The 22,522-nt window shown below is 35.7% G+C and carries 16 protein-coding genes and 1 pseudogene; 2 read left to right on the top strand and 15 right to left on the bottom strand.

What is annotated here, in order from left to right; genetic code table 11:
- Nucleotides 1-151: 151 nt before the first annotated feature.
- Nucleotides 152-571, top strand: a complete 420-nt coding sequence (locus tag DCC39_RS16030; RefSeq protein ID WP_116555912.1) for a DUF2383 domain-containing protein — start codon at nt 152-154, stop codon at nt 569-571.
- 220 nt (nt 572-791) lie between these two features.
- On the opposite strand, the gene DCC39_RS16025 is transcribed toward DCC39_RS16030, so the two are convergent.
- From DCC39_RS16025 to DCC39_RS16010, 4 genes are all read right to left on the bottom strand, one after another.
- Entirely contained in the window at nt 792-1,598 is an 807-nt protein-coding gene (locus DCC39_RS16025; RefSeq protein ID WP_116555911.1) for a sulfite exporter TauE/SafE family protein, read from the bottom strand.
- Nucleotides 1,599-1,846: 248 nt separating this feature from the next.
- Complete coding sequence (locus DCC39_RS16020; RefSeq protein WP_116555910.1) at nt 1,847-2,455, bottom strand: transglutaminase-like domain-containing protein; 609 nt, start codon at nt 2,453-2,455, stop codon at nt 1,847-1,849.
- A gap of 447 nt (nt 2,456-2,902) precedes the next feature.
- Nucleotides 2,903-3,214 carry an inner-membrane translocator gene (locus tag DCC39_RS16015; protein ID WP_116555909.1) on the bottom strand — a complete coding sequence of 104 codons (312 nt, stop codon included), beginning with the start codon at nt 3,212-3,214 and terminating at the stop codon, nt 2,903-2,905.
- A 287-nt stretch (nt 3,215-3,501) separates the two neighbouring features.
- Nucleotides 3,502-3,900, bottom strand: a complete 399-nt coding sequence (locus tag DCC39_RS16010; protein ID WP_116555908.1) for a disulfide bond formation protein DsbD — start codon at nt 3,898-3,900, stop codon at nt 3,502-3,504.
- Between the two features lie 706 nt (nt 3,901-4,606).
- On the opposite strand from DCC39_RS16010, the gene DCC39_RS16000 reads away from it, so the two are divergent.
- The gene (locus tag DCC39_RS16000) at nt 4,607-5,086 is read left to right on the top strand and encodes a cupin domain-containing protein (protein ID WP_116555906.1); all 480 of its coding nucleotides are present in this window, start codon (nt 4,607-4,609) and stop codon (nt 5,084-5,086) included.
- A gap of 94 nt (nt 5,087-5,180) precedes the next feature.
- Here DCC39_RS16000 and DCC39_RS15995 read toward each other — a convergent pair.
- The 11 genes and pseudogenes from DCC39_RS15995 to brxF form a co-directional block, all read right to left on the bottom strand.
- Nucleotides 5,181-5,476 (bottom strand): annotated as a pseudogene (locus DCC39_RS15995) (transposase); the annotation flags it as partial.
- A 311-nt stretch (nt 5,477-5,787) separates the two neighbouring features.
- Nucleotides 5,788-7,446 carry a hypothetical protein gene (locus DCC39_RS15990; protein WP_116555905.1) on the bottom strand — a complete coding sequence of 553 codons (1,659 nt, stop codon included), beginning with the start codon at nt 7,444-7,446 and terminating at the stop codon, nt 5,788-5,790.
- Between the two features lie 42 nt (nt 7,447-7,488).
- Nucleotides 7,489-8,649 (bottom strand): plasmid pRiA4b ORF-3 family protein, encoded by a 1,161-nt coding sequence (locus DCC39_RS15985; protein WP_116555904.1) that lies wholly within the window; start codon nt 8,647-8,649, stop codon nt 7,489-7,491.
- 79 nt (nt 8,650-8,728) lie between these two features.
- Nucleotides 8,729-8,995, bottom strand: a complete 267-nt coding sequence (locus tag DCC39_RS15980) for a DUF6429 family protein (protein WP_116555903.1) — start codon at nt 8,993-8,995, stop codon at nt 8,729-8,731.
- A gap of 39 nt (nt 8,996-9,034) precedes the next feature.
- Nucleotides 9,035-10,075 (bottom strand): McrC family protein, encoded by a 1,041-nt coding sequence (locus DCC39_RS15975; protein ID WP_116555902.1) that lies wholly within the window; start codon nt 10,073-10,075, stop codon nt 9,035-9,037.
- 1 nt (nt 10,076) lies between these two features.
- Entirely contained in the window at nt 10,077-12,632 is a 2,556-nt protein-coding gene (locus tag DCC39_RS15970) for an AAA family ATPase (protein WP_205948533.1), read from the bottom strand.
- An 84-nt stretch (nt 12,633-12,716) separates the two neighbouring features.
- Entirely contained in the window at nt 12,717-13,430 is a 714-nt protein-coding gene (locus tag DCC39_RS15965; protein ID WP_116555901.1) for a hypothetical protein, read from the bottom strand.
- Nucleotides 13,427-15,364: a BREX-3 system phosphatase PglZ gene (pglZ, locus tag DCC39_RS15960; RefSeq protein WP_116555900.1), complete on the bottom strand. Its 1,938-nt coding sequence runs from the start codon at nt 15,362-15,364 to the stop codon at nt 13,427-13,429. Before pglZ ends, DCC39_RS15965 begins: the two co-directional genes overlap by 4 nt.
- A gap of 12 nt (nt 15,365-15,376) precedes the next feature.
- On the bottom strand, nt 15,377-18,145 hold the full coding sequence (locus tag DCC39_RS15955) for a DNA methyltransferase (RefSeq protein WP_240613675.1): 2,769 nt from the start codon (nt 18,143-18,145) through the stop codon (nt 15,377-15,379).
- A 15-nt stretch (nt 18,146-18,160) separates the two neighbouring features.
- Nucleotides 18,161-21,862 carry a DUF6079 family protein gene (locus DCC39_RS15950; RefSeq protein ID WP_116555899.1) on the bottom strand — a complete coding sequence of 1,234 codons (3,702 nt, stop codon included), beginning with the start codon at nt 21,860-21,862 and terminating at the stop codon, nt 18,161-18,163.
- Between the two features lie 15 nt (nt 21,863-21,877).
- A complete protein-coding gene (gene brxF, locus DCC39_RS15945) occupies nt 21,878-22,318 on the bottom strand; it encodes a BREX-3 system P-loop-containing protein BrxF (RefSeq protein ID WP_116555898.1) in 441 nt (146 codons plus the stop codon).
- Nucleotides 22,319-22,522: the final 204 nt, after the last annotated feature.

The raw sequence follows: 22,522 nt of genomic DNA, 5'->3' as shown, positions 1-22,522 counted from the left end.
GGTCCGGGAGGGATCCGAACTTTTTCATTCCTGTAGACTTTATCGTGCAATTTGTTTGCGATAAATCTCCTTTTATATTTTTAGCGATTAGAATATTCAATAAAATTTTGTTTAAAATAAAGCATGAGCCATTTAAAAGGATGGATGACATATGGAAAAAATCATTAAAGAATTAAATAAATTTCTTGAAGGAAATTATATGGCCATTCACACTTATGAGCAATATATTCATCACACGGGCGACCAAAAGGTAAAAAAACTGTTACAAAATATTCAACAGAACCATAAACAACATGCAGCAATGATTGGTAAAAGAATTCAAGATCTTGGTGGGATTCCTGCTCATGATGTAGATATAAAAGGTAAAATGATTGAATTAATATCTAAATTAAAAGAAACCACCAAAGATACGAATTCAATTCTGAAAGATGCAGCAATTGGTGAAAGCAGGGGTATCCAAACCTCAAAGGAACTCCTTGATGGTGATTTAGATTCTGAAAGTCTGCATCTTGTGAAGAGAATATTAGAGCGCAATCAGCAGCACGTTAATTTGTTAAAAAGTTACATGTGATCAACTTAGGGCTTGCTGAAGCCTTATTTTTTGCGTTTAACCCTCAACTTTTACACGTGTTTCTGTCGAACAGCAAGAGCATTACGAGTATCGGCCATTTGATTTCAATCCATTTACAAAAAATAGATTTACATTCCCAATTAAATACCAATACAGCTATTCTGGCTTTAAAACCCATTTTGAAAAAGGTAATAATGTATTTTCAGTAAGTTTTTTACTTTTATTCAATAATCATTATGACTACCACAATCATAAGTAAGGATAAGTAAACTTTAGAAAAGATGGCATCAGGTATTTTTTGTGCCCAACTTCTCCCCATTGGCACCCCTAATGCTCCTCCAATGGAAAACCCAAGCAATGCAGGCAAATAAATAAATCCTAAGGTCGAATTAGGCATTCCTTCTACTTGGAAACCTGCAATCATATATGCAATTGCACCGACTATAGCGATCGGCAGACCTAAAGGAGTTGCCAAAGCCACGGCATGAAGCATCCGCATCCCGTGATTTCTAAGGTATGGAATCGTCATCACGCTACCGCCTATTCCAAGCAATGTTGAAATGAATCCAATGAATGTTCCGACTACTGCCCTGGACTTTGAATTGGGAGAACGAAACGTCTGTTCATTTGCTTCCTTCGTGAATGATTTCCCACGAATATTTGATATGACTACATAAATCAATAAGATGATAAAGGCAATTCTTAGAATCTCGCTATCAATAAAACGGGCAATTAACCCGCCTGCCAAGGAACCTAATGCGATAAAACCAACCAACAGTTTAAATACTGGCCATTTCACATTGCCTTTTTTTGCATGATTAAAGGTAGAATTCGTTGAATTAATGATCATTACAGCGAGTGAAGTGCCAATCGCAGTATGCATGATATAATCTGCGGGAATAGAAGCAGGTAAAAAAGCATATAGGATAGGCACAACAATGAACCCTCCTCCAAAGCCAAACAGACTGGACAATATTCCAATCAGAACTCCTATTAATGTATACATTATAATCATAGTCAATGTCATTTACTGCAAACCTCTTTTTCTGTATTACTTGATTGGGTGACAGTTGTCAGCTTATTTGGGGCGACAGCTACTTGGGATTGATCCTAACGCCCCTCAAAGTTAAGGGGTTCCGCTGAGTATCATATTAATACAATAAAGAACACCATTCCTATATTTTTCCTCTTACCTATTAAAAAAGACAATTTCTTGAGATTTGAAATCATTCCTTTTAATTTAGCTAATTGAACTAAGCACCCGTTAGCGAATAATCATAAACTCTCAGGTAAATGATTTTTATACATTTCTAATACATCAGTATGCCCCTTTAACACATCCACCGTTTGGGGATGGGGCTTTACATAAATAATCGGATAGTCCTTTTCATCATATTCCTCTCGAATGGAAAAAGCTAATTTCTCTTCATCCATCGAAAATTGGGCATCAATTCCTTCTTTATTCCCACGAGCATCTAATCTTACCCATTTATTAAGTGTTCTAAAGAAAACGGCATTTAAAGCGTGAATACAATACCCTTTTTCTGGCGTATCAAACAACATCAAGCGTTGATAACAGAAACCTGTTGGAATTCCTTGTGACCGTAATAGAGAAGCGAATAGATGTGATTTTGCGTAACAAATGCCCTCTTTATAGGCTAATACGTCTGATGCATGGCAAGTGACGCGTTTTCCTTGAATGTCCCAAGAATGAGATATTTCATCTCGAACAAACTCAAAAGCTACTTTTACTTTTTCAATTTCCGTTTGAAAGGGGTTGAAAAGTTCCTCCGCTTTATCTCTAATTATCGGATTAGAATAATTAACTTCATTTAATTCCAGTAAATAATCGGCTAGTTTTTCAGACTCACAAATCATATTCATCGAATCTACCCCTTTCAGTATGATTAAAAATGTATAATGACGTATTATTATACATTAAATAACGACCAAAGTGGTATTGTCAAACTAACTTGCCTGTTAGTTTTAGTAGAAACTTTGACAATCTTAATAGAGTAAGCACTATTGAGATTCAAATAGGTGGATTGATTATCTTTCATCTATCCCCTCTGATTTCTTAAAATAACTCGGTGACTTAACTTTTTTCTTATAAAAATAATAGTATCTTAGTGATTTGTCGATAAACGGAACGTGGGAGGCAAACCTGTAAATCCCGATTCCAATAACCGCCATTTTTTTGAAACTACATCTTTTTGTCCATGGTTTGGTTTTTTACATCCAGTGGAAGAAATAAGTCCGATTCCGATGTTTCATACTAGTAAAGTTTCCAGTGGGCCTTTCTTCGTCCTGTTCGCTTTGAATAAAGAAACATCAATCTTTCTTTGCACTTATTGTTATAATCCACCTAATAATTCCAATCAATAATATAAGGGCTCCATTAACCAATGTTATTAGTCCTATAAATGCTCCACCATAGCCAGCACCCTCTCCCGTTCCCCCTGAACTCCAATCATAAAAATAAAGAAACAATGCACCACTTAAAAAACCAAGAACCGGAGCAAGTGCCATCATAACGATCCCTGAAACCATAAGATTTAAATCTCTTTTTTTAAACAATATAAAGAAAGCAATATTAAGCAATATTATTACCAAGATAAATAATAGTAAAATTAAAACGTCCATCGTTCTGTCCCCCATAATCTAATTCTACATAAAAATCCAATTATGTTGGGATGGTTATCCCATTAAATGGCCCGTTTGTTAAATTAGAAATTCAATAAATTTCCACACTATAATCCGAAAACCCTAAATATTAAACTCAATATGTTCAATTAAAATCCTTATATGCAAAATAGGAACTATCACTTATTCCGTTATGTGGCCCAGCAAAGCAAAAACGAGCAATTCTTATCCCATTCTCGTACACCATTTCTTGAACAAGGCTTATTCAAAAACTTCTTAGATTCCATCTAATATTTTTTATTATCAGCGCTTACTCTATAAACGACATTGCCAAATGTAAATTTAACAGGGTATAACGAAATAATGACAGCAATAAACTGGCTTAATGTTTTAATCCATCCTTGAAGTTGTAACATATGGTTAATTAGGTAATTGGCCAATTGAATAAGTCCAAATACAATAGCCACCGATGAAATAAAAGCAAATATAATCAAAATCACTTGTCGCATTGAGAGTTTTTTCATCATTATCAATTTCTTATTCATGCTGCCGTCGTAAATTGAAAAAAAGATGTACGCAGACGGAAGCAATAATAAGTACCAACTTGAATAACCAAATCCAATCCACAAAGAAGCCATTCCTAAAAGCAAAAGCCACCCGATTATGTTGAATACTTTTTTGTTCACTTAATCACTTCCCTTACATTGTGCGTTAATAAAATCTTATCATACTACAGCCCACTCAAAAACAAGTTATTCAATTAATCACCCGTTCGAATAAAGAATGCCCCGAAGCATCCATTTTTTATTGAGTGCAAGTTAGTTCACACCAGCCTAAGTTTTTTTTTCTCATAATTAACTAACCCCATCTGAACTTACTAAGAAGTTTTTTATTTCCGTTAATATGGAAAGTGGGAGTGACTTGTACAATGAAAATCCTTCCCGTTTCTGAACAACAGAAAAAAATTTAACAAAAGAACTATCACCTATAATGAATATTAAGCTAGAGTTGCAATCGCAAGCCATTCAGCTTAAGAAAGGTTTCGATCGGTTGATCGTGTCGGAAAAGGGAAATCGAATTGTTATCCAAGGGGTTTGCATCTAAAATTGCCATTTCATCCATTATTTGCCTAAAACATTACAACATTTCAATTTCTGCTTTAAACGCTCTTTATTCCTTAATGGCATCGGGATGCTCGAGCTGTTCAGCCGCCTTTGCAGTTAATTCTGCAATTTCCGCTAGAAAAGCTTTAAAACGTCCTTTAGAATTAAATGAACAAAAAAATATACGATTAATTGCTAGGGTTGTCAACGAGGCTTAATCAGGTTATAGTTTATAATTAACAGCATTCGAAAAAATATTCGCATTATTGTGAAAGGGGAACTTAATAACATGGAAGAACTAAAAGTGCGTAGGGTAGTTACCGGCCATGATGAGAATGGTAACGCGACGATTAAAATTGATGATACGGTGACAGGAATAAAACCAACAGAGGATGCTTCACTTGCATTAGTATGGTCTACAGATGCGTTCCCATCTGACAACACTGATGAGTTTGATGGAGCAAAAAGAAAAGTTGGACTTACCTCACCAGGCGGTACTGTCTTGAGATTTGTTGATTTTTATCCCGGAAATAATAAATTTATGCATCGAACGCAATCAATAGACTATGGAATTGTGATTGAAGGAGAGATTGAACTTGAGTTGGATAACGGTGTAACCGCCCAATTAAAAGCTGGGGAGGTCGTTGTACAACGAGGAACGATTCATTCATGGAATAATAAAACAGATAAAACTTGCCGCATGGCTTTTGTATTGATTGAAGCTGAAAAAGTCAAGATTGGAAATCAAACACTTGAACCGACAGATTGATTTTCTCAAGGGGACAGTTCTAAGGGACAAGGGGCCAGGTAGAGGCCGCTGAAAAAGGCACCTTTTCAACCTTTTCCTTTGAAAATTACTAGCCTTATCTAGTCTCTTCGATGATATGGAAAAAAACCAGACGAAAACGGCGGTAATTTAGAGGATAGTATCTGGCTATCCTCTTTAAATTAACCACTAATGCAGTTAATTTTGCTTGTGTTTCCATGCTTCTTTTAAGACCGTACCCCTGCTACGATTTAACCCGTGGAAATTCTTCATCTCACCATTTTTCCATTCTTGTCAAGCTCTGTTTCTGTATTTTTCTTTAAATTTATCTGTCTTTTGTTGTTGGCTGTATTCGTAAAATTCTGGGGTGTTGATTCCTACTTCTAAAACTTTTGACTGCTGTAATGATGCGGTCTCAGTAGTATACTTTTATTACACATTTTGTGCTCCTTTGTAGAAGATTGGGAACAAGTAAGGTCTCTTTCTACAATAGAAGCATTTTTCAATTAAGTAAACATTAAATAATATTTTACTTTTTTTGTAAGTTGTGCAAGGCTATTGGGTCAGACCCCCACTACCAGGCACCCAAAAAGAGGGGCTGGCACAATTTGTACAGCCCCATTATTCCTTGTATGCCAAAGCCATCCCACCATTTGAGAGTTTGCATTTTAAATTGCCATTTCATGCATTATTTGCCTAAAACATTACAACATTTCAATTTCTGCTTTAAACGCTCTTTTTCTAGAATGCAATTTTTTATAATGCTCGATTGTAACCATCTTTCCGTTCATCTTCCCATTTGACTCCAATGTTTCACCTAACGCGGCTATCAGCGCAGCTGCCTTATAATAGCTTTTTCGATAACCGCCTCCTACAACAGCCTCTGTTCGTTGATCTACTTCTTTCTTTATCCATTCAATATACTTTTCATATTGTTCATTTGCTAAAACGACTTTTTCTTTCCAATTTAAAAATAGATCTAAGAAGCTTTCCATATCGTCTTCTTCTATGAACCCTAACCGATATGCGATTCCATTTATCAGTTGTTGTCCAGCCTTTGTAATCTTCTTATTTTTATCTAAAAATAAAATAAATAGCGGTATAGCGATACCTTTAAAACAGCTGCTCCAGCCTAGGGTAGTTTTGTCATTTTTACAAGCTTCATAAACGTAATCAAATTCTCCATTGAAAAAACGGATGATTTTTTTATGCTCCATTGAAAGGTGATTGACCGTCATCTGTTTCATGTTATGATTTAATCCCCGAATCGAATTCTCTGGTAGTGTTTTTGCATACTTTGCTGCTTTGTCCACTATGTTTTGATAATCAGGCAGTTCAAACAGGCGTAAATAATTGTTCACTGTAGAATCAGCATAAAAAGCTGCTTCATAGCATTCCTTAATGATATCGGGATGTTCGAGCTGTTCAGCCGCCATTGCGGTTAATTCCGCAATTTCCGCCCGAATCATTAGATTTTCAGGCAATACACGAATCGCTTCCAGTCCAATTTTTTCACACTCAGGCTCCTTATTATCATTTATTAAATACTCACAAGCATATTTATATAAAACAGGATGTCTTGCCGACACTTCTCTAGCAGTTTCACATAAGCGACTAATCCCCCCTTGAAAGATACATGCCTCTAACAGCAATTTGCCTGCCCTGTCCCCTTCTGTATTTTTCAAAAAGGAAATCCACTCTTCCATAAAGAAGCCAATTCCCTCAAGTTCTTCAGGCCCAACCGTCAACATTTCTTCTACGTTTATATTCTCACACATATTCCATGTCAAATACTGATACAGCGCAGCTGTTCTTTCCTCGCCTTCAGTAACCTGATATTTGGTATACATCAAGTGAAGAGCAATCTGCTTTAAGTCTAAATCTACTAGTTCTTTCTCAACAATATCCTCCAATCCCAATTCATCCCACTCTTCTGTATCTGTGTCCAATACATTGAATGTCATCCTACAGAGGCGGTCATATAATTCTGATGCTTGCTTATAGTCTTTTTGAAATAACAAATCTTCTGCTACCTGGAAGGCTGTTGAAAGATCCTTTCCTATTTCAAAGCTATCGTAATAATCATAAATATAATCACTATCCCAATAACTTTCCCCATATTCTTCGTATCCTCTGCACTCAAAATAAATTTCCTCATTTTCTACTTTATTACACCAATCTTCTATCCATTTCCTATCAGCAATAGCAGGATAGCCTTGTTTCTCATCTAAAGAGTTTAGAAATGAAATTCGCTCATGCTCTTTCTTGGTCCGGGCTAAGTTATGTATCCATTCAGTTTTTTCCATTTCTGACATTGTGGACAATTTTTTATCAACGGCTCTCATAAATTCATTATAATTCATCGCTTTTTCCACCACTCTTCTTTCAATTTAATATTGTAATATTTAGCACGAAAATGGTGAATACGAATAACCACTGATTGTTCGTTTAAGCCGTTGATCGATCTTTTCCGGACTAAACTTCCTTTCTTTTTGGTTTTCAGCCCATGCTTTCATCTCATGATGCATCGGATGCTTTTTATTTTCAATCAGACTTAAATATTCTTCAAACCCAGGTGCTCCTCCGACATCTTCAGGAGGTCTTTCTCCGTTGCCGTCTATATATGTTGCTTGGAACGATTTTGATTTTACTACCTTTTCAAGTGTTATCGTATGCTCCCAAGAGTCTCCGAAATCATATTCATAACTGACCACATTATATTTTGGAAAAATATCCTCTAATGCAACAAATTGCTCCTTCCGAATCTCAACATTATCGAAATTTACAAATTCCATTGTTTCTGGGTCATCATCCATCACAATTTGAAGTAGTCTTTCATTTTCTCCTCTTCCCACAACAAATTCATGCAAGTGATAATTTTGCCAATCAAAAACAGTTTGAATAATATGATGGAGATGTCGAAAAGAGTAAGTGGAAGGTACGAGAACGCGCCGCCATATATCATGACCTTCCAGGTTAATTTGTATCTTCAGTTGATACAGTTCGACATCTAGAACCTCATCCACTGCTTCACTTTTATTTAAAGCAACAATGCCAAGACATTGAAGCATTTTTTCATATGGATAAAAATATTCATTTGTTCCAGAACCCTGAATCAGCCTGCCTGCTGCAATGCTAATGTATCGTTGAATTGTTGTTTCTTCGTCCAAAAATTCTTGCATAAAACCAATTTCACGGACAGCATTGTTCATCTTTGCCACCATGCTTCTACCCGATGTTTGCGAAAAGGAAATTTCACCAGCTTTCGCCATGTAGGTTTCAATGACTTCCTTCCGAACACCTTCCATACGTAAAGCCACCGAAATAGCCTCGCAAATTAACTCTTTTATTTTAAATAAATCCTTCTTTTTTGGCTTGTAGATAACGATCGGATATCTTGTTTCATTGTTCATCAAAATGATCGCTTTTCCTTTATCAAGGCTGACAAAATTGGCGTGCCATGACATGAAGCTGCTGGGGAATTGCTCGTAATCCCCAGAAGAAGCTAACTCGCTATGTTTTATGCCTATTTGATTAAGCAAGGCTTTTGTACATTGGATTAACATGCCTTTCCTCCTCTCTATTTCTTTTTATTCATCTTCTTCCTTTAAGGGCACCAGTCATTTCTTCCAATTTTTTTTGCCATTATTTCCTCTCCTCTTCTTCACTCATTTCCAAATTATTGAAATACTTTTTTACTAATGCTTCAGCTTCTTTTATGCCGGCCTCGGTTAAATAAACTGACTTTGATCTTTTACTTCCTCGAATTAAATCCCCATCAGTAAGTTCATCCAGCACCTCAAACGGATAGCCCTTCCAACTTCTTCTCATTTCCCCAAAAAGGTCGTCATTCTCTTTCCATGATGTTAAGTATAGCAATAACAGCGTAAGATCCTTAATCTTTTCCTCCATGTCTCACGAAATCCTTTCCATAGTTTTGTTTACTATAGGTTATTGTTCCTTTTCCCTTAACAAAGCTAGTAAAGCATTATAGATCTCTCTCCAAGATGCATTTAAATCTAAACTTACAATTTCAATTGCCATTCGTTCATCCCATGAATAAATTTCATGTAGCTCTCCAGCCTGATTTCCCGGATAGATTAAAATCCCCCTTACACGCTTGAAAGCCGGCTGATGCATAACATAGGTAAAAATTTGATACAAATTATGGCTGTGAAATGTTGCTCGGTCGAAATGGCGCTGAAATAAATGCCGATAAAACTTCGCATCAATGATTACCTTTTCTGGCTTATAACGATGAGTTAATGAAACATCAGTCAGCATCGTTGGGAGCAAAGAACGATTCCCCTGTAAATTCCATTGAAGCCTTTCTGAGTGAACGGTGTATGTCTCTTGTTCCCTTTGATAAAAATGAAAAAGAAATTTTTCAAATAGCCGGTTTACCTCTCCTTCATCGAGATCAACCGTAAATAAGCTCCAATTGCCGCTCTTATGAGACAATAGTTTAAGTTCATGCAAAAGAAGGGCGATATGGATCATTTGTTTATAGTACGCGTTATGACGAGAAAATTTTAATCTAGTAAACGATTCCTTATTTAGCGGAATTTCATAAACTGTAGGCAGCTGCTCCCATAAAATGAAGCATTCTCTTCTAGTCTTTTCTTGAATGTGTTGATTTTTAACCAACTGCCTCAAAGTCGTTTTCATGATTTGATTCAATAAAATATTGGATGAATACTCATCTTTTTCACAGACAACGACGGGCTTCCTTTCAGCCAACAGCTGAACAGATTCATTCATCATCATACGACCAGCAATATAACTCGTTTCCTCGCTATTAGCCACATAATTTCTGACCAATCCACGCTTTAATAATTGTTGAACTTCCTGCTTGAAACGATGGGCTAAAAAATCATACGTAATTAAATCTTCATCAATATCACTCAAGTGATCAACAAACTCCGGTATCTCATTAACATAACTGAGCAAACAAAATAGATTACGAATCGGTACTTTGAAAGTTGAAGACATTTTAAACCCCTTCTAATAATGAAACGGCAATCTCAGGCCGATCAAAGAAATACTCTTCCAACAGCGGCTTAATTTCGTAAGCAATAATCTGTTCATACCATTCGTTTTCATCCATATTTTTAGGTAAAAAGGAAAAGAACGAATGTCCAATAGCATAGCCTTTTCCAAGCTGGAAATCCTCGATAATGGCACGATTAATTTTGTCCATTGCGTAAAGTATGCGTTCAATCATTGGCTCAGACAGTCCTTGGTTTTCCATGAAATTCTGCCATTTCTTATTAAAAGAAGGTTCCAGAGTGATGAAAGAAAATCTTCTGCGGAGCGCCACTTCCAATTGAGCCAAGGATCTGTCGGCTGTGTTCATTGTCCCAATAATATACACATTGCTTGGCACTGTAAATGTATTTTTCGAATAGCCCATTGTTACAAACTCATCACGTTTGTCTCGTTCAATCAACATAAAAAGCTCACCAAAAACCTTCGATAAATTCCCCCGGTTAATTTCATCAATAATAAAATAATAATTTTCTTCAGGATTTTCCAAAGCTTTGTTACAAAAATCATAAAACACGCCATATTCTAGCCCGAACCCTTGGCCATCCACAGGACGAAACCCCATGACAAAATCTTCATACGAATAATTTTGGTGAAATTGGACCATTTCAATATTGTTCTCATTTTTTTCACCTATTAGCGAATAAGCAAGCCGCTTAGAAACAAACGTTTTGCCCACACCAGGAGGACCTTGCAAAATCAAATTCTTTTTATAGGTCAGCAAACCGACCATTGTGTCATAAAGCCCTTCATCAATAAACACTTCATTTAGAAAGTCAGCTTTCGTATAGGCCGGAATTTCAATCTTCTCTTTTTCATTTAATAGAGTAATTGCCTCTTTAAGATTGTCCTTTAGTATCCATTTAAAATGGCCCGTTTGTATATATTCGCCGTTAAAAAGCACTCGCCAGTAGCTCGGTTCTCTGTTAATGACAGGAGCTTCTTTTTCGGTTTCTTGAAGAATTCGTTTTGCTAAAGACACAACAGGAGAAATAAATGATGATGGATGTTTGCCAAGCATTGCGCCAAGTTCTCTGCTCGTAGCCCCGCCCCCCATTTCATCCATTTTCTTTAAGTATATAATATCTCCCTCCCGGAAAACTTTAGGGTTTCTTAATAAGTCCAGCCATTTCCCAACACTAAATAAATCTTCGGTAAAGTATTCGCTAGGTTCTTCTTTTATCGCATCCATTTTCTTTATGTCATTTGAAACTTGAACCATTTTTTCTTCTAATTTTTCAAATGTAAACTCATGTATATTGCGGATGGTATCTGTATCCTCTACTCCTCTCTCAGAGTGTTCTGAGCCATACAGAAGACCATAACGAATGCCATTTTCATTTATGGAAACAAAAAATTGCGGAGCGAGACGATGACTTTTATACTTATTTTCATAAACAGCTAGCCAACATTCTGTTGTTCCAAAGCTTTGATTCCAGTTAAAACCATTAAGGGCCTTTCCTTCGACAAAGTCAAAACCTTGCAGGTCATCAAATTTACGAATCGCTTGATGAATTTTCCCTAGTTCAATACGAACCTTTTCCTTTTTATCGTGATAGAAAAGCTGGAACATAATCGTAAAATTATTAAATGACTGCAAAATATTCGTATCGTATTGTGCACTCACATCTTTTTTAATATTTTCTAAATCTTCAATGGTTACATGGTTTTCTTCAATTATTTTATCTATGAGCATAAACTTCATTTTATTTATTTTTTCGGAATTCCGATAAATGTTCCTCAATTCTAGTAAAATTTCTTGCTCTAAATTAGAAATCGCTTTGACCATTAACTCTGGCTCATTCATAAATTCATATAATGTCTTTGCCAGTCCGTGAAGATACTCCACAGCACTTTCTACTTTAATCTTGTCGTATTGAGAACTGCAAAAGAGATAATCTTGAATACCCAACATTGTTAAATCCGGAAAAGTTTTGCTTAGATGAGCATGGATAACCTGGCAGATCGCGAAATAGTTGACATAGTTTTCAATCACAGAACCCATTTTTTGATTAATTTGAAAGGTGGATTTTACATCTTGATATACTTCACCCTTGTAAAGGGGATATTTCTTATAATCATATGCTGCCAGCAAATACCCGAAAAAAGGTGCACCGAATGACAGACTTGAGTCAAAACCTTTTGCTTGATGATGAAAGCCGCTAATCCGCTTCTCCATAGGAATGGATTCATCGTATAACCAATTCCAAAGTTCAGCTGATTCCACCGGCCTTGCCTCGGCATACTTCACAAGATAATCCATGTTGCTCCAGTGGACAAAACTGCCAGTTGAAGGATTTTTCTTTTGTAGAAATTTTGCAACATTAGCCACATTAGCCGCTGTAATTTCTGTTTCTCTCATATAACGATTCAATTCTTCTAAAATTTCCTTTTTGTACATTTCATCGTACATCGCTGTTTCTTTAAAGGCTTGATAGCGACGAAAGGAAATATCTATGTAATTGTCTTTTAAAATCTGTTTTTGCATGTCACGATTAACCATGATTCCAGCTCCTTTTTAAATCGTTAACCCCAAAAAATAAAATAACAAAGAAAGAAAACCTTATTCAGCTAGGAATAAGGCCTTCTAATTTTTTTCAACAACAAGATTTTCAACTCCCTCAAAATGGAAGGTAAAATTATTTCTATATTCTCTTAGTTTATGTAAATTCAAGTCAAATTGAAACGGGAAAAACATTGGGTGATTTGTAATCGTATGTCCATATAAAGAATGGCTATCTAAAGCAAACAAGATAGTTTCAAATAATAAGCCATGCAAAAGCGGGTTTACTATGGCAACCTTATCGTTTTCCTTATAGGATCTATTTTTAATAGGGCTAATTATCCCCCATGCTCTCAAACTTGAAATGGCAGCACCCGTTGCTACCTCTACTCTTCGCCGGTCGCCATATGATTCTTTCATTCGTTTACCAATGGACATGCTGGATACTGTATCTTGCAATTGAAATAAACGTCCAAATTCAGTTACTACTTCTTTGAAAAAAGGATATGCAATAATGGTCATGCACCAATGAGCAATTAACCGCTCTTCTTTTGTAAATTCATTAAACTCATTTAACACTTCATCGCGAATATCTTTAATATCGTCTGGAACGTTATACCAAATTTTCATTAACATTGTGATCGCATTTTTCCGAGACTTAGCACCTGTTATATCTTCACGCAGAAACCCATCAAGGATGGCATACATATCTTTCTTCGAATGCCTTTTGGATTGCTTTGCTGTACAATCTAAATGGTGTAATAATACCTTTTGATCAAATCCCACCGGTTTGGTCATTCCAATCCACTTCCCTTAACTGAATCAACCTTGGCGAATGGTACAATGACTTCTTCTATGCTAATGCCGCCGTGTGTGACAATATTTTGCCCATTTGGAACAAACGCTTGTCCGTATTGTGCTAAGAGTACATAGTAATCATCAGGCAATCCGATATTGGGCCACTTTATAGCTGGTAATTCATATGCTGAATCTTCATAAATGGTACGATCCCGATAAATTCGAACCCGTTCGCCTCTTTGATCGACTAAAACGCCCTCAGATATTCGCCCAATTCCCGTTGCATTGGTATTTCCATGATCTGACGTTATATATATTGTGAACCCAGCTTGATGTAACTCTTGTAATAAGTTTTCAAGATAGTTTGATTCTAACCATAATTGTAATTGTGAAAAGATACTTTTTTCGCCGAGTACTGCATGATGGGAAATTTGGTCAATCACATCCACAACAGCCCCGTACACTTTAGTAGCTTCTCTTGATAACCCTTTTATGCTTGACCGATCATAAGTTTCCGCTCCTAACCCTTTTTGATAAGTCACGTATTGCTTTAAAACACCGTGTTCTTCCCAAAAAGCTTTCCACCATTTTTCCTCAGTAGCTGTAGTTGTAATCGATTTACCAAAAGTTAAAGGGGCATTGCCGGAAAAAATGGCTTGGCGAGACACAGATGTTAAAGTTGGAACCCAGGCAAAAACCCCATCTTCATCAAAGTTAAAACCTTTAACTTTTAAATGATTCCTTACGAATATCCATTCAAAATAACTCATTCCGTCTAATACTAATAAAGCCACCTTATCATTATTAGCTTTATCGTTATTTATTGTATGTGGAATGTGGTGGACGAGCTTTGGCTTCGGATAAGGCGGTAAACTCGTTAAAGAATGGTAATGCTTCAGCATCCATGATTGGAAAGCTTGGTTTACATTCTTAATTAACTCATCATGATCTTTTCCCATGCTTATTGATGTATGTTTATATTCAGCAAGATGTACTATTATTTTTATCCAGTCCTGATATCTTTTTGCATCTGATAGTTTGTTTAGTATATCGCTATACAGAAAATCAAGCTTCTTTTCCATATCTTCAACAGATTCTTTTGCTTCAATACCTTGCATCATCCAATCAGGTAAATTGGATGCTTCTATGCCTTTTACTTTTTCCAACGTTCCCTCTAAAAATAAATCATTCATCATTCTGCGTACATCACCATCAGCTAATGGGCTGCGGTATTCAATAGCTAGCGGATCATGAACTTGTCCACTCTCATATCGTGAAACATCCATCACTAACTTCTTCCATTCTTCCTCTAGATAGCGGTAAAAGAATTTCGAAGAACCTATCATGTCCTTTAACGGTAATTTTTTGAAAGCATGAATCTGATTCCAATTTTTATATAAAAATTCGACCAATGCCTCAGGGATATTCTTACTTTGATAATGAATTGAAAGCAGGATTTTATATAATCCAACTTCTCCATCAATGATTTCATATGGAATTTTATAAAAGTGTTTTACAATATAAGCTAGTGTTTCTTGTTCAGTTGGTTTCCCATTATATGATTGATGGACGCGGTATAAGCCATCAAAATCCTCTCTATTTATCTTCCGGATAACATTTGCAGAGAACTTAGGGAATATTATTTGAATATCAATTTTTATTTTTAATGCTTTTTTCTCAAATTCATAAGGTAAGGAGATGTCTTCATTGGCAAAGACGATTAGTTTTCGTTCCTTTTCTTTTTCTCGAATTTTTTGTTCGTAGATATAGCGAAATGTTATGCTGTCATCATATCGTAAAACAAGATAGCCCTTCTCTGCTAAATAATTCAGGATCATTTCCTCATTTAGTAAAAAATCTAAATCGTACACAAAGAGAAAGGAACTACTCTGATTTCTGAACTTATTAATAATGACATCCCGCCAATTCGGCATCTCCTGCCCTCCTTATAACCCTAAACGAATACAAGCATTGTCATAGTACATGAGCAATTTGTCATCTTCTTGAATGACCTTCTCTGGAATACGTTCCCCAACTTTAACAATACTTTCAAAATCTTTGTCACTGTAAGCCTTTTTAAATCCTGCACGAATCGCTTCTGTTCGGAACGTTCTTAGCTTTTTTTTATTTCCTTCCAATTCTTTTAGATAACTTTCATATTCCCGTAGCAATGCCCTCTCGCGGAGTTTCTCCAAGTCTGCCTGTTTATTTGGATCTGGCACATACCAACGATGCATTGCTTTTTCAACTACTTTTGGATCATCTGGTTCTAAACCACGCAAATCTTTATAGTTTCTTCTTAGATAAGTAAGAATTTGATTTGGAACAGGCCCATCCCCATCATATCTTAGAAAGTTTTGATTTAAAAGATCATCAAGTTCTGGAAGCTTTTCATGTTTTGCAATATGTTGTAATTCTTTCATAAAATCAGGGTGAATGTCCTGACGAGTCTGTGGCTTTTTCATTAATTGTTGGCGAATCCATTCGATGGCACTATTTTCATCAGAAACAAATAAATTAAGCTGTGTAAATTCCTTAACTAATGTTCGTTTTTTATCATATTCTGCTACTTGGCTTTCTAGAAAGATCATACCATCTCTCATTGGGAAACGCTGTACAACATTAGCCTGAAATTCAGCTGAAGATATAGGTACTGGTAAACCATTCTGTACATGATAAGCAACCATTCGATCAAAAAGGATTCGAGGTGTCCTTTCTGAAATAACCTCAGCAGCTCCTTTTGTTCCAGAAAATTTCGGGAGTTGCTCTAGGTGTTGTGTAATAAAAGTCCATGCAGATTCATCTGTATTAATTTGCTGTTTCATTTTTTCTATATTTTCCTGCTTTGGTTTGTATGCTGAAATTATCAAATCTTGCGTTACTGCAGTAGTTGTGGTTACTGCTTTAAAACTACCTTGCTTTTTATCTAATGTTGATACATTTGCTATGACAAACCCTGCCTTTTGTATAGCTTCTTGGATAGCATTCCATACACTTGACTGAGAGTTGCTAAACTCAACAGTCAACCATCTATTAGGCTTAAGTATTTTAAAGAAATTTTTAAAGCTTTGCTCCATTAAATATTTATAGTCATCTAAATTTTTTTTCTGTACTGGATTTATAATCGATTCTTGGGCATTATTTGTGTATACATTCAACCATGATTCCCATAAAAAGTTTAGTTCCGAATACATTATGTTAGATCCAAATGGTGGATCTGTGAAAATGTAATCGACTGAGTTTTCCTTAATATTTAAGTTCGTAGATGATGACTGTGTAATAAGCCCAAAATGATTATTATTGTCATCATTCCTAAGAATCTTTAATTGATCTTTTAACTTATTTTCTAATAAAAAAATAACTGATCTCTCTACCGAAAGTGAGGGTATATATAGGGTTCCACTTAACCCCCCAGTCCCACCAAATCTAAAACGATTGGTTTTTGTTGCTCTATTTATTGATGCTTGAAAGAAAAATAATAATTTATTGAAAAATACAGATTTCTTAATCCTATCAAACAAACATGCTAATGTTAATAAATTCCTTTTCGTATAAAATTGGTGGACATATAATACGCCATGACTTACCAAAGGTTGCCTAGTATTATATCCTTCAGGAATCTTATCTGTGGGATACCAAAGCTTAGACTTTGACATTTCAATTTTTTTTAATAATTGTAGATCTTCTTCGTCCACCTTTTTTGAATACCTTTTTGTACCAACCACATAGTTTACTAATACAGGCACTTGTTTTGCTACATCCAAAGTTTGTTGTATGTCTTGGTCATAGTATGTAACCCAAACCCTATCCAAACTTCTCCTTTCTAAAACTGAATGGCATTTTGGACAAATAATTTCTTTTTTCATTTTTTTGGAATCTAAATCTACAGCTACATCCCAATATACAACTTCACTGGAGCAATTCGAACACAGAAAAACATCACTCCATACAATGTCAGTAATTAAACCATATTCATTATTTCGATGCCTTGTTTTGTACATCCACATTGTTTCATTTTTAACTTCTTTTAGTATCCTATCAGCTTCTTGCTCAAACTCCAAGGCCTTATCATTTTTATTATAATTATAGGATATTAAAGTTGCAGAGGGTGATAAATCATTTAATATTACATTTCTTTTTCCTATTTTAGATACTTTATTCCCCTCTAAATAGATATTATTATCATTATCAACTTCATAACCAAGTGATTTCACTGTTTCTTTATCTCCGCTAGCCTTAGCAGCTACACCCGTTGCCCCTGTCCCAGAAAAACCATCAAAAACAACATCATCTGGATCAGTATAATGTAATATATATTTTAAAATAGCTTTGTAAGGGACTTTTGTATGGTAACCATGGGCATTATAAAACGGATCATTTTTCCCTACAGATACATCGGATGCAAATGGATACTTTTGATAGTCATCCTTGCACACTTTGTTACTACTTCCCCATTCATTTATAATTTCATTAATCCAAGGATTCGGGCAAGCAGTGTAATATGGTGGATCAGATAAAGCAATAATATCCTCGTCTTCCCCAATTGGAAAACCTTCAATTTTCTTTAATTCAGGTAATTTTTTTCTCAATTCTTCACGGAAATATTCTCTTCGTTCTTTATCATTTTTAAAAGTCATGCCTAAGCAGATAACGGGTCCGTTATCTGCTTGGGATTTTTCTTCATCGAATGATAATTGTGTTGGTTCTTTATTCAAAGTTGCTTCCCCCTCTTACTTCTTGACTGTTAGGCGTACCCGGCTTTCATCATTCGTTCCAATTAATGCCCTTAATAATTTTTCAAAGTTCTGCTTTGCCTCCTGTACCGTAATTGGGTTTCCGTCTCCCACGACTTTTATTAATTGCTCGACATCAATTTTTTCTTGATGGATCCCTTTCAATACAATGTTAATAGCATTGATTAGTTCAATAGAAATTGGCAAGTAAAATTCTTGATTCTCTATAAGTGATTGAATGAGTTGTTTTTGTTTTCCTTCTAGTAGTTCAATACTTTCCTTTACATCCGGCTCATTGAAGTTTGTAAACAATGTATCGGTCCAATTTGCAAGAATGGAATCTAATTCTTCATCTAATTCGTCTAGCGACACCTTTTCCCTGTTCCATTCTACTCTCGGGTTAAAATGGCAGTGAGGACATTCTGGACGGTGCTCCAGCTCATCGGCAGTTAAATGATAACAATCCTTTAATGACTGTATTTTTTCTTTCCACCCATTAAAAACATTACTTGTCCTAAACAATTCAATTTTTGTTGCCAATGATTGAACAGCGTCATGCCGATCATCTTGAAGTAATGCTGCTTTTTTTCTATTTTCCGTTGCAGTTAATCTGTTCTGTTGGTGCAATTGAAGATAATGGTCGATATATTCCTTTTTCAACCGCACTAATTCTGCAACTTCTTCTGAGCAATCTTCCTCATTTTTTAATGCAATGCTTAAATGATTAAGTGTATTGTCTACATGAGCCGTCCATTCGTCGCTAGGAGATACAATATGTCGTGCATTCATGAGATAGCCAGCAATTTTTGTGTAGTCAATTAACCGATTTTGTAAACTTTCTAATCTGTCTATGAGCTTTAAATGTTCCTTTTCCTGTTCGATTCGACTTACATCATATTTTAAATTCATCATTTTGGCTCTTGTATTATATACTTGAAGCCCTTGTAAAAACTCATTTAAGCTACTAAGTTTATTTGTATAATCTTCGATTTCCTCATCTGTAAATATTGGCCCGTCCCATTTTTGAAATTTTTGCCGTAAACTCGCCAACATTTCAACTGTACGGCTAGTTTCCCTTTTTGCGCCAGAAATAATTTGTTTTATCGCTAGATCGATTTTTTCGATATCAGAAAAATCTACTTTAATCGTATTGAACATGCCAGCTAGAGCTTGAATTTCTGGAATCGGGAGGCCGCTTGGCTTTTTAATATGGCTAAAATAAGTAATATCTTCAATCGGTAATTGGATAAAATCCGAGAAATTCATCGCCTCATAAGTCGTTCCGCCAATCGTCACAACAATTTCTCCGCCTTGGATTAGCGCACCAAGGATGACAACAAGCAGTTCCGGCTCCATATCAAATTTTCTCGTTCGGCGCTGATCAGGCGATCCTTGGACAGTGTAAATGACTTCAATTAGTTCGTTTTGGTTTAATACTTGCCCTTTTTCCTTTTGATCCAATAAATCGATAACCCAAGCAGCGTATCCAGACTTTCTTGTTGTCGGGTTCCCATTTTGATCAAGTAGAATGAGTCCGTCTAGTATTGCCTCTCCTTGTGCTTTTCTCTTCCCATTTAAATAGTCCAAAGCATCTTTTACGTACGTATGCATATTTGCCTTTGTTAAAAAGGAACGTTCAATTTTTCGAAAGGATGGGTATTCACTATACTTCACTTCAAACCATTGGGATAGTAAATTTTGAGAAACTGAATCAATTAACTCAACTAAAGTATCTGGATTCGAAGGCAAGAATATCCCGTGAGCCAGTACACTCGCACTTTTTCCTTTATATACCACTTCGTAAGCATCTACAAAGTGCTCCTTAATCCATTTAACTAGTTTTCTTTGGTACTCCGTTATTTTTGGTTTATATAAATTCTTATTTGTTGTTGTATAATTGTACATCTCCGTTGCTCCACCATATAGGCGCAGCAATTTAATAAATTCATCATTTTTTTTCTTAAGCTTAAAGAAAACTTCATCTTCTTTTTCTTCATCTTTATATTTTGGATCCTCGAATGCTTGGAGCATATAGATATAAAAATCCCGTTCCGGTTGTGCAGTAGAGCGTTCGTTAGGTGCACCAAAGAATAAATAACCTTGACGTTTTACACGCCGATCGAACCAAGGTATCTCGTGTAGCCAAATTTTATAGCCATGGACATACGTATTATCTGAAACCTCGGTGGCATTTTTTAATACATCAAAGTAGTAGCTGTCCAACTTACTATTATCCAACATTTCCCCACGTTGAGAAATTAATTCATCTACCGGAACAGCCTCATCAATATTAATATAGTACTGTCCATTTTCGTCATTTAACGAGATAAACTGAAAGCTTACAGCATTTCGCAAATCTTTCATCGCCGCATCAATCGTTGTCTTCAAAAAATCAGCCACATCATCATCAAAATCTAGTAAGGTGGGATAGCTAATAAAAAGTTTATCGCGCATTGCTTCTGACGTTAGACCGATAGGTGTATTGAGATTATCTGTTGTTAAGCGGAATACAGCTAACGCATCTACCATTTTTTCGGCCATTGCTTTATACTGTCGCTTTACCCCAGTTTGGATGGTGCCTTTTAATGTATTCACTTTATCCATGATTGCTTTTACTCGATCATTGGATCGCAGGGAAGAGTCCTCAATTATATAATTCCAGTAACTGTCGAATGAAATAAACCCTGTAGCATCTTCCGGCACTTCTCTTGAAATTAACTTTTTTATTTCATCACTTATTGTTTTTAGGGCAACACGCTTTTCGGCAATATTGACCCTTTCAAACATTTCGAGATATGCTGGATGTATCGGGAACATATTGACGTATGTTTCCATTTCTTCGGATAAACCGTTATACATCTTTGTAAATTTACTTAAGTGTTCCCGAATTAATGCTTTTTGCTCTTCATTTTTATTCAATAAGCGTTCAGAGACGACAAAAGCAATATCTTCACGGACAATACGGGTTTCTTTAAAACGTTCTTTCACTCTTCTAAGTGAATCTGCAACAAAGCTGAATTTAGGGTTATCAAACAGCATTTCCTGCACCCCTGAAATGAAACGGAAGCGGGAGTTACTGCATACTTCCCCCACTTCTCTTAAGAAGCCTAAATCCAATGTTATTTGCATTTCGTTTCTGCTCCGTAGATAATCCAATAGCTCGTCTATTACTAAGAGTAGCCCTTGCTCTGGATATTCTTCATGGAAAAGATCCATCATTTCGTATAACATATCTTTATTGTTGGTCACTTGGTCAGCAGGCGGGAATGTATAATCAATTCCCATCCTTTCAAGCCCTGTTTCCAGGTGTTGGCAAATAATATCGCGCAAAGACATCGTAACCGCTCCAAATTCTGCACGAATCACTTTGAACTTTCCTTCAATTTCTTTCGCTTTTCCAGCCACTTTTTCATAACCGAGATATTGGCTTGATTCCGGCAGCTCTGCTATTGTTGATACAACACTCATTAAATGCGATTTACCTGAGCCGTAATTTCCAACGATTAGCATGCCGCGGTTATCAACCATTCTTTCAAATTGGAGATTTTCAAAAATATCATCAATCAACTTATCTGCCATATGATTAGAAATAACATAAGATTGCAATAGCGAAATCGCTTTGTCCTTGTCATCGGCTTCTCTTAATTGGATGACCGATTCGATAGGCTCGAAAGAAATCAAATCATTGTAACGAAGCATTATCTATTCCCCGCTTTACTTTATATATACTTTTCCCTCAAAATCGCCACAAACAAAATACTCAGGATGCTCATGCTCTGCATAAATTAATTGGCTGCCTACGTATCTTCCTGGCCATTCAACAATCAATTTGTACGTTTTACTAAGGTTTTCCAATAGGCGAATAGGGTGTATTTGTAGTGCTTGATCAAATAAAATATCAATATGTTGTAATAAATAAATTCTTTCTATATCCTTAAAAACTTGCTTTAATAGTTCTTCAACATACATTGGATATCTTTGTTTTGGGATACTTAATAAGCCTTCACTTACCACACGGTTCACATTAATTCTTTCATATCTATCCAATAAAGGAATTTCTGTTTTGATCTTCTCATTTACATCAACTAAAAAAATCAACTTATGATACCAAGCATCGAACTGGTTAATATCTTTTTTCAAGCTATGTATGTTCATAAAAAACGTCCTTCTTTCAAATGCTAAAATATTTTTAATAGCCCTACTTATATAGGTATTTTTCCCTATTGCAAACTCCCCTGTTTTTACAATAGATGGACGCTTACTTAAATATATAGTATTATATTTATCTTATTTAAAATCAAAACCACCCGTGTGAACGGGTGGTTTGCTCTACGGCTGAAAGCCTTTGTTACTGGCCAG

This window comes from Pueribacillus theae (genome assembly GCF_003097615.1).
GTDB classification, from domain to species: Bacteria; Bacillota; Bacilli; order Bacillales; family UBA6769; genus Pueribacillus; species Pueribacillus theae.
This window is presented reverse-complemented; position numbering and strand designations above follow the sequence as displayed.

Excerpts from the sequence above, each read along its gene's own strand:
- DCC39_RS16030 (WP_116555912.1), top strand. The coding sequence starts at position 152 with ATGGAAAAAATCATTAAAGAATTAAATAAATTTCTTGAAGGAAATTAT.
- DCC39_RS16025 (WP_116555911.1), bottom strand. The coding sequence starts at position 1,598 with ATGACATTGACTATGATTATAATGTATACATTAATAGGAGTTCTGATT.
- DCC39_RS16020 (WP_116555910.1), bottom strand. The coding sequence starts at position 2,455 with ATGAATATGATTTGTGAGTCTGAAAAACTAGCCGATTATTTACTGGAA.
- DCC39_RS16015 (WP_116555909.1), bottom strand. The coding sequence starts at position 3,214 with ATGGACGTTTTAATTTTACTATTATTTATCTTGGTAATAATATTGCTT.
- DCC39_RS16000 (WP_116555906.1), top strand. The coding sequence starts at position 4,607 with ATGGAAGAACTAAAAGTGCGTAGGGTAGTTACCGGCCATGATGAGAAT.
- DCC39_RS15990 (WP_116555905.1), bottom strand. The coding sequence starts at position 7,446 with ATGAATTATAATGAATTTATGAGAGCCGTTGATAAAAAATTGTCCACA.
- DCC39_RS15985 (WP_116555904.1), bottom strand. The coding sequence starts at position 8,649 with ATGTTAATCCAATGTACAAAAGCCTTGCTTAATCAAATAGGCATAAAA.
- DCC39_RS15980 (WP_116555903.1), bottom strand. The coding sequence starts at position 8,995 with ATGGAGGAAAAGATTAAGGATCTTACGCTGTTATTGCTATACTTAACA.
- DCC39_RS15975 (WP_116555902.1), bottom strand. The coding sequence starts at position 10,075 with ATGTCTTCAACTTTCAAAGTACCGATTCGTAATCTATTTTGTTTGCTC.
- DCC39_RS15970 (WP_205948533.1), bottom strand. The coding sequence starts at position 12,632 with ATGGTTAATCGTGACATGCAAAAACAGATTTTAAAAGACAATTACATA.
- DCC39_RS15965 (WP_116555901.1), bottom strand. The coding sequence starts at position 13,430 with ATGACCAAACCGGTGGGATTTGATCAAAAGGTATTATTACACCATTTA.
- pglZ (WP_116555900.1), bottom strand. The coding sequence starts at position 15,364 with ATGCCGAATTGGCGGGATGTCATTATTAATAAGTTCAGAAATCAGAGT.
- DCC39_RS15950 (WP_116555899.1), bottom strand. The coding sequence starts at position 21,862 with ATGCTTCGTTACAATGATTTGATTTCTTTCGAGCCTATCGAATCGGTC.
- brxF (WP_116555898.1), bottom strand. The coding sequence starts at position 22,318 with ATGAACATACATAGCTTGAAAAAAGATATTAACCAGTTCGATGCTTGG.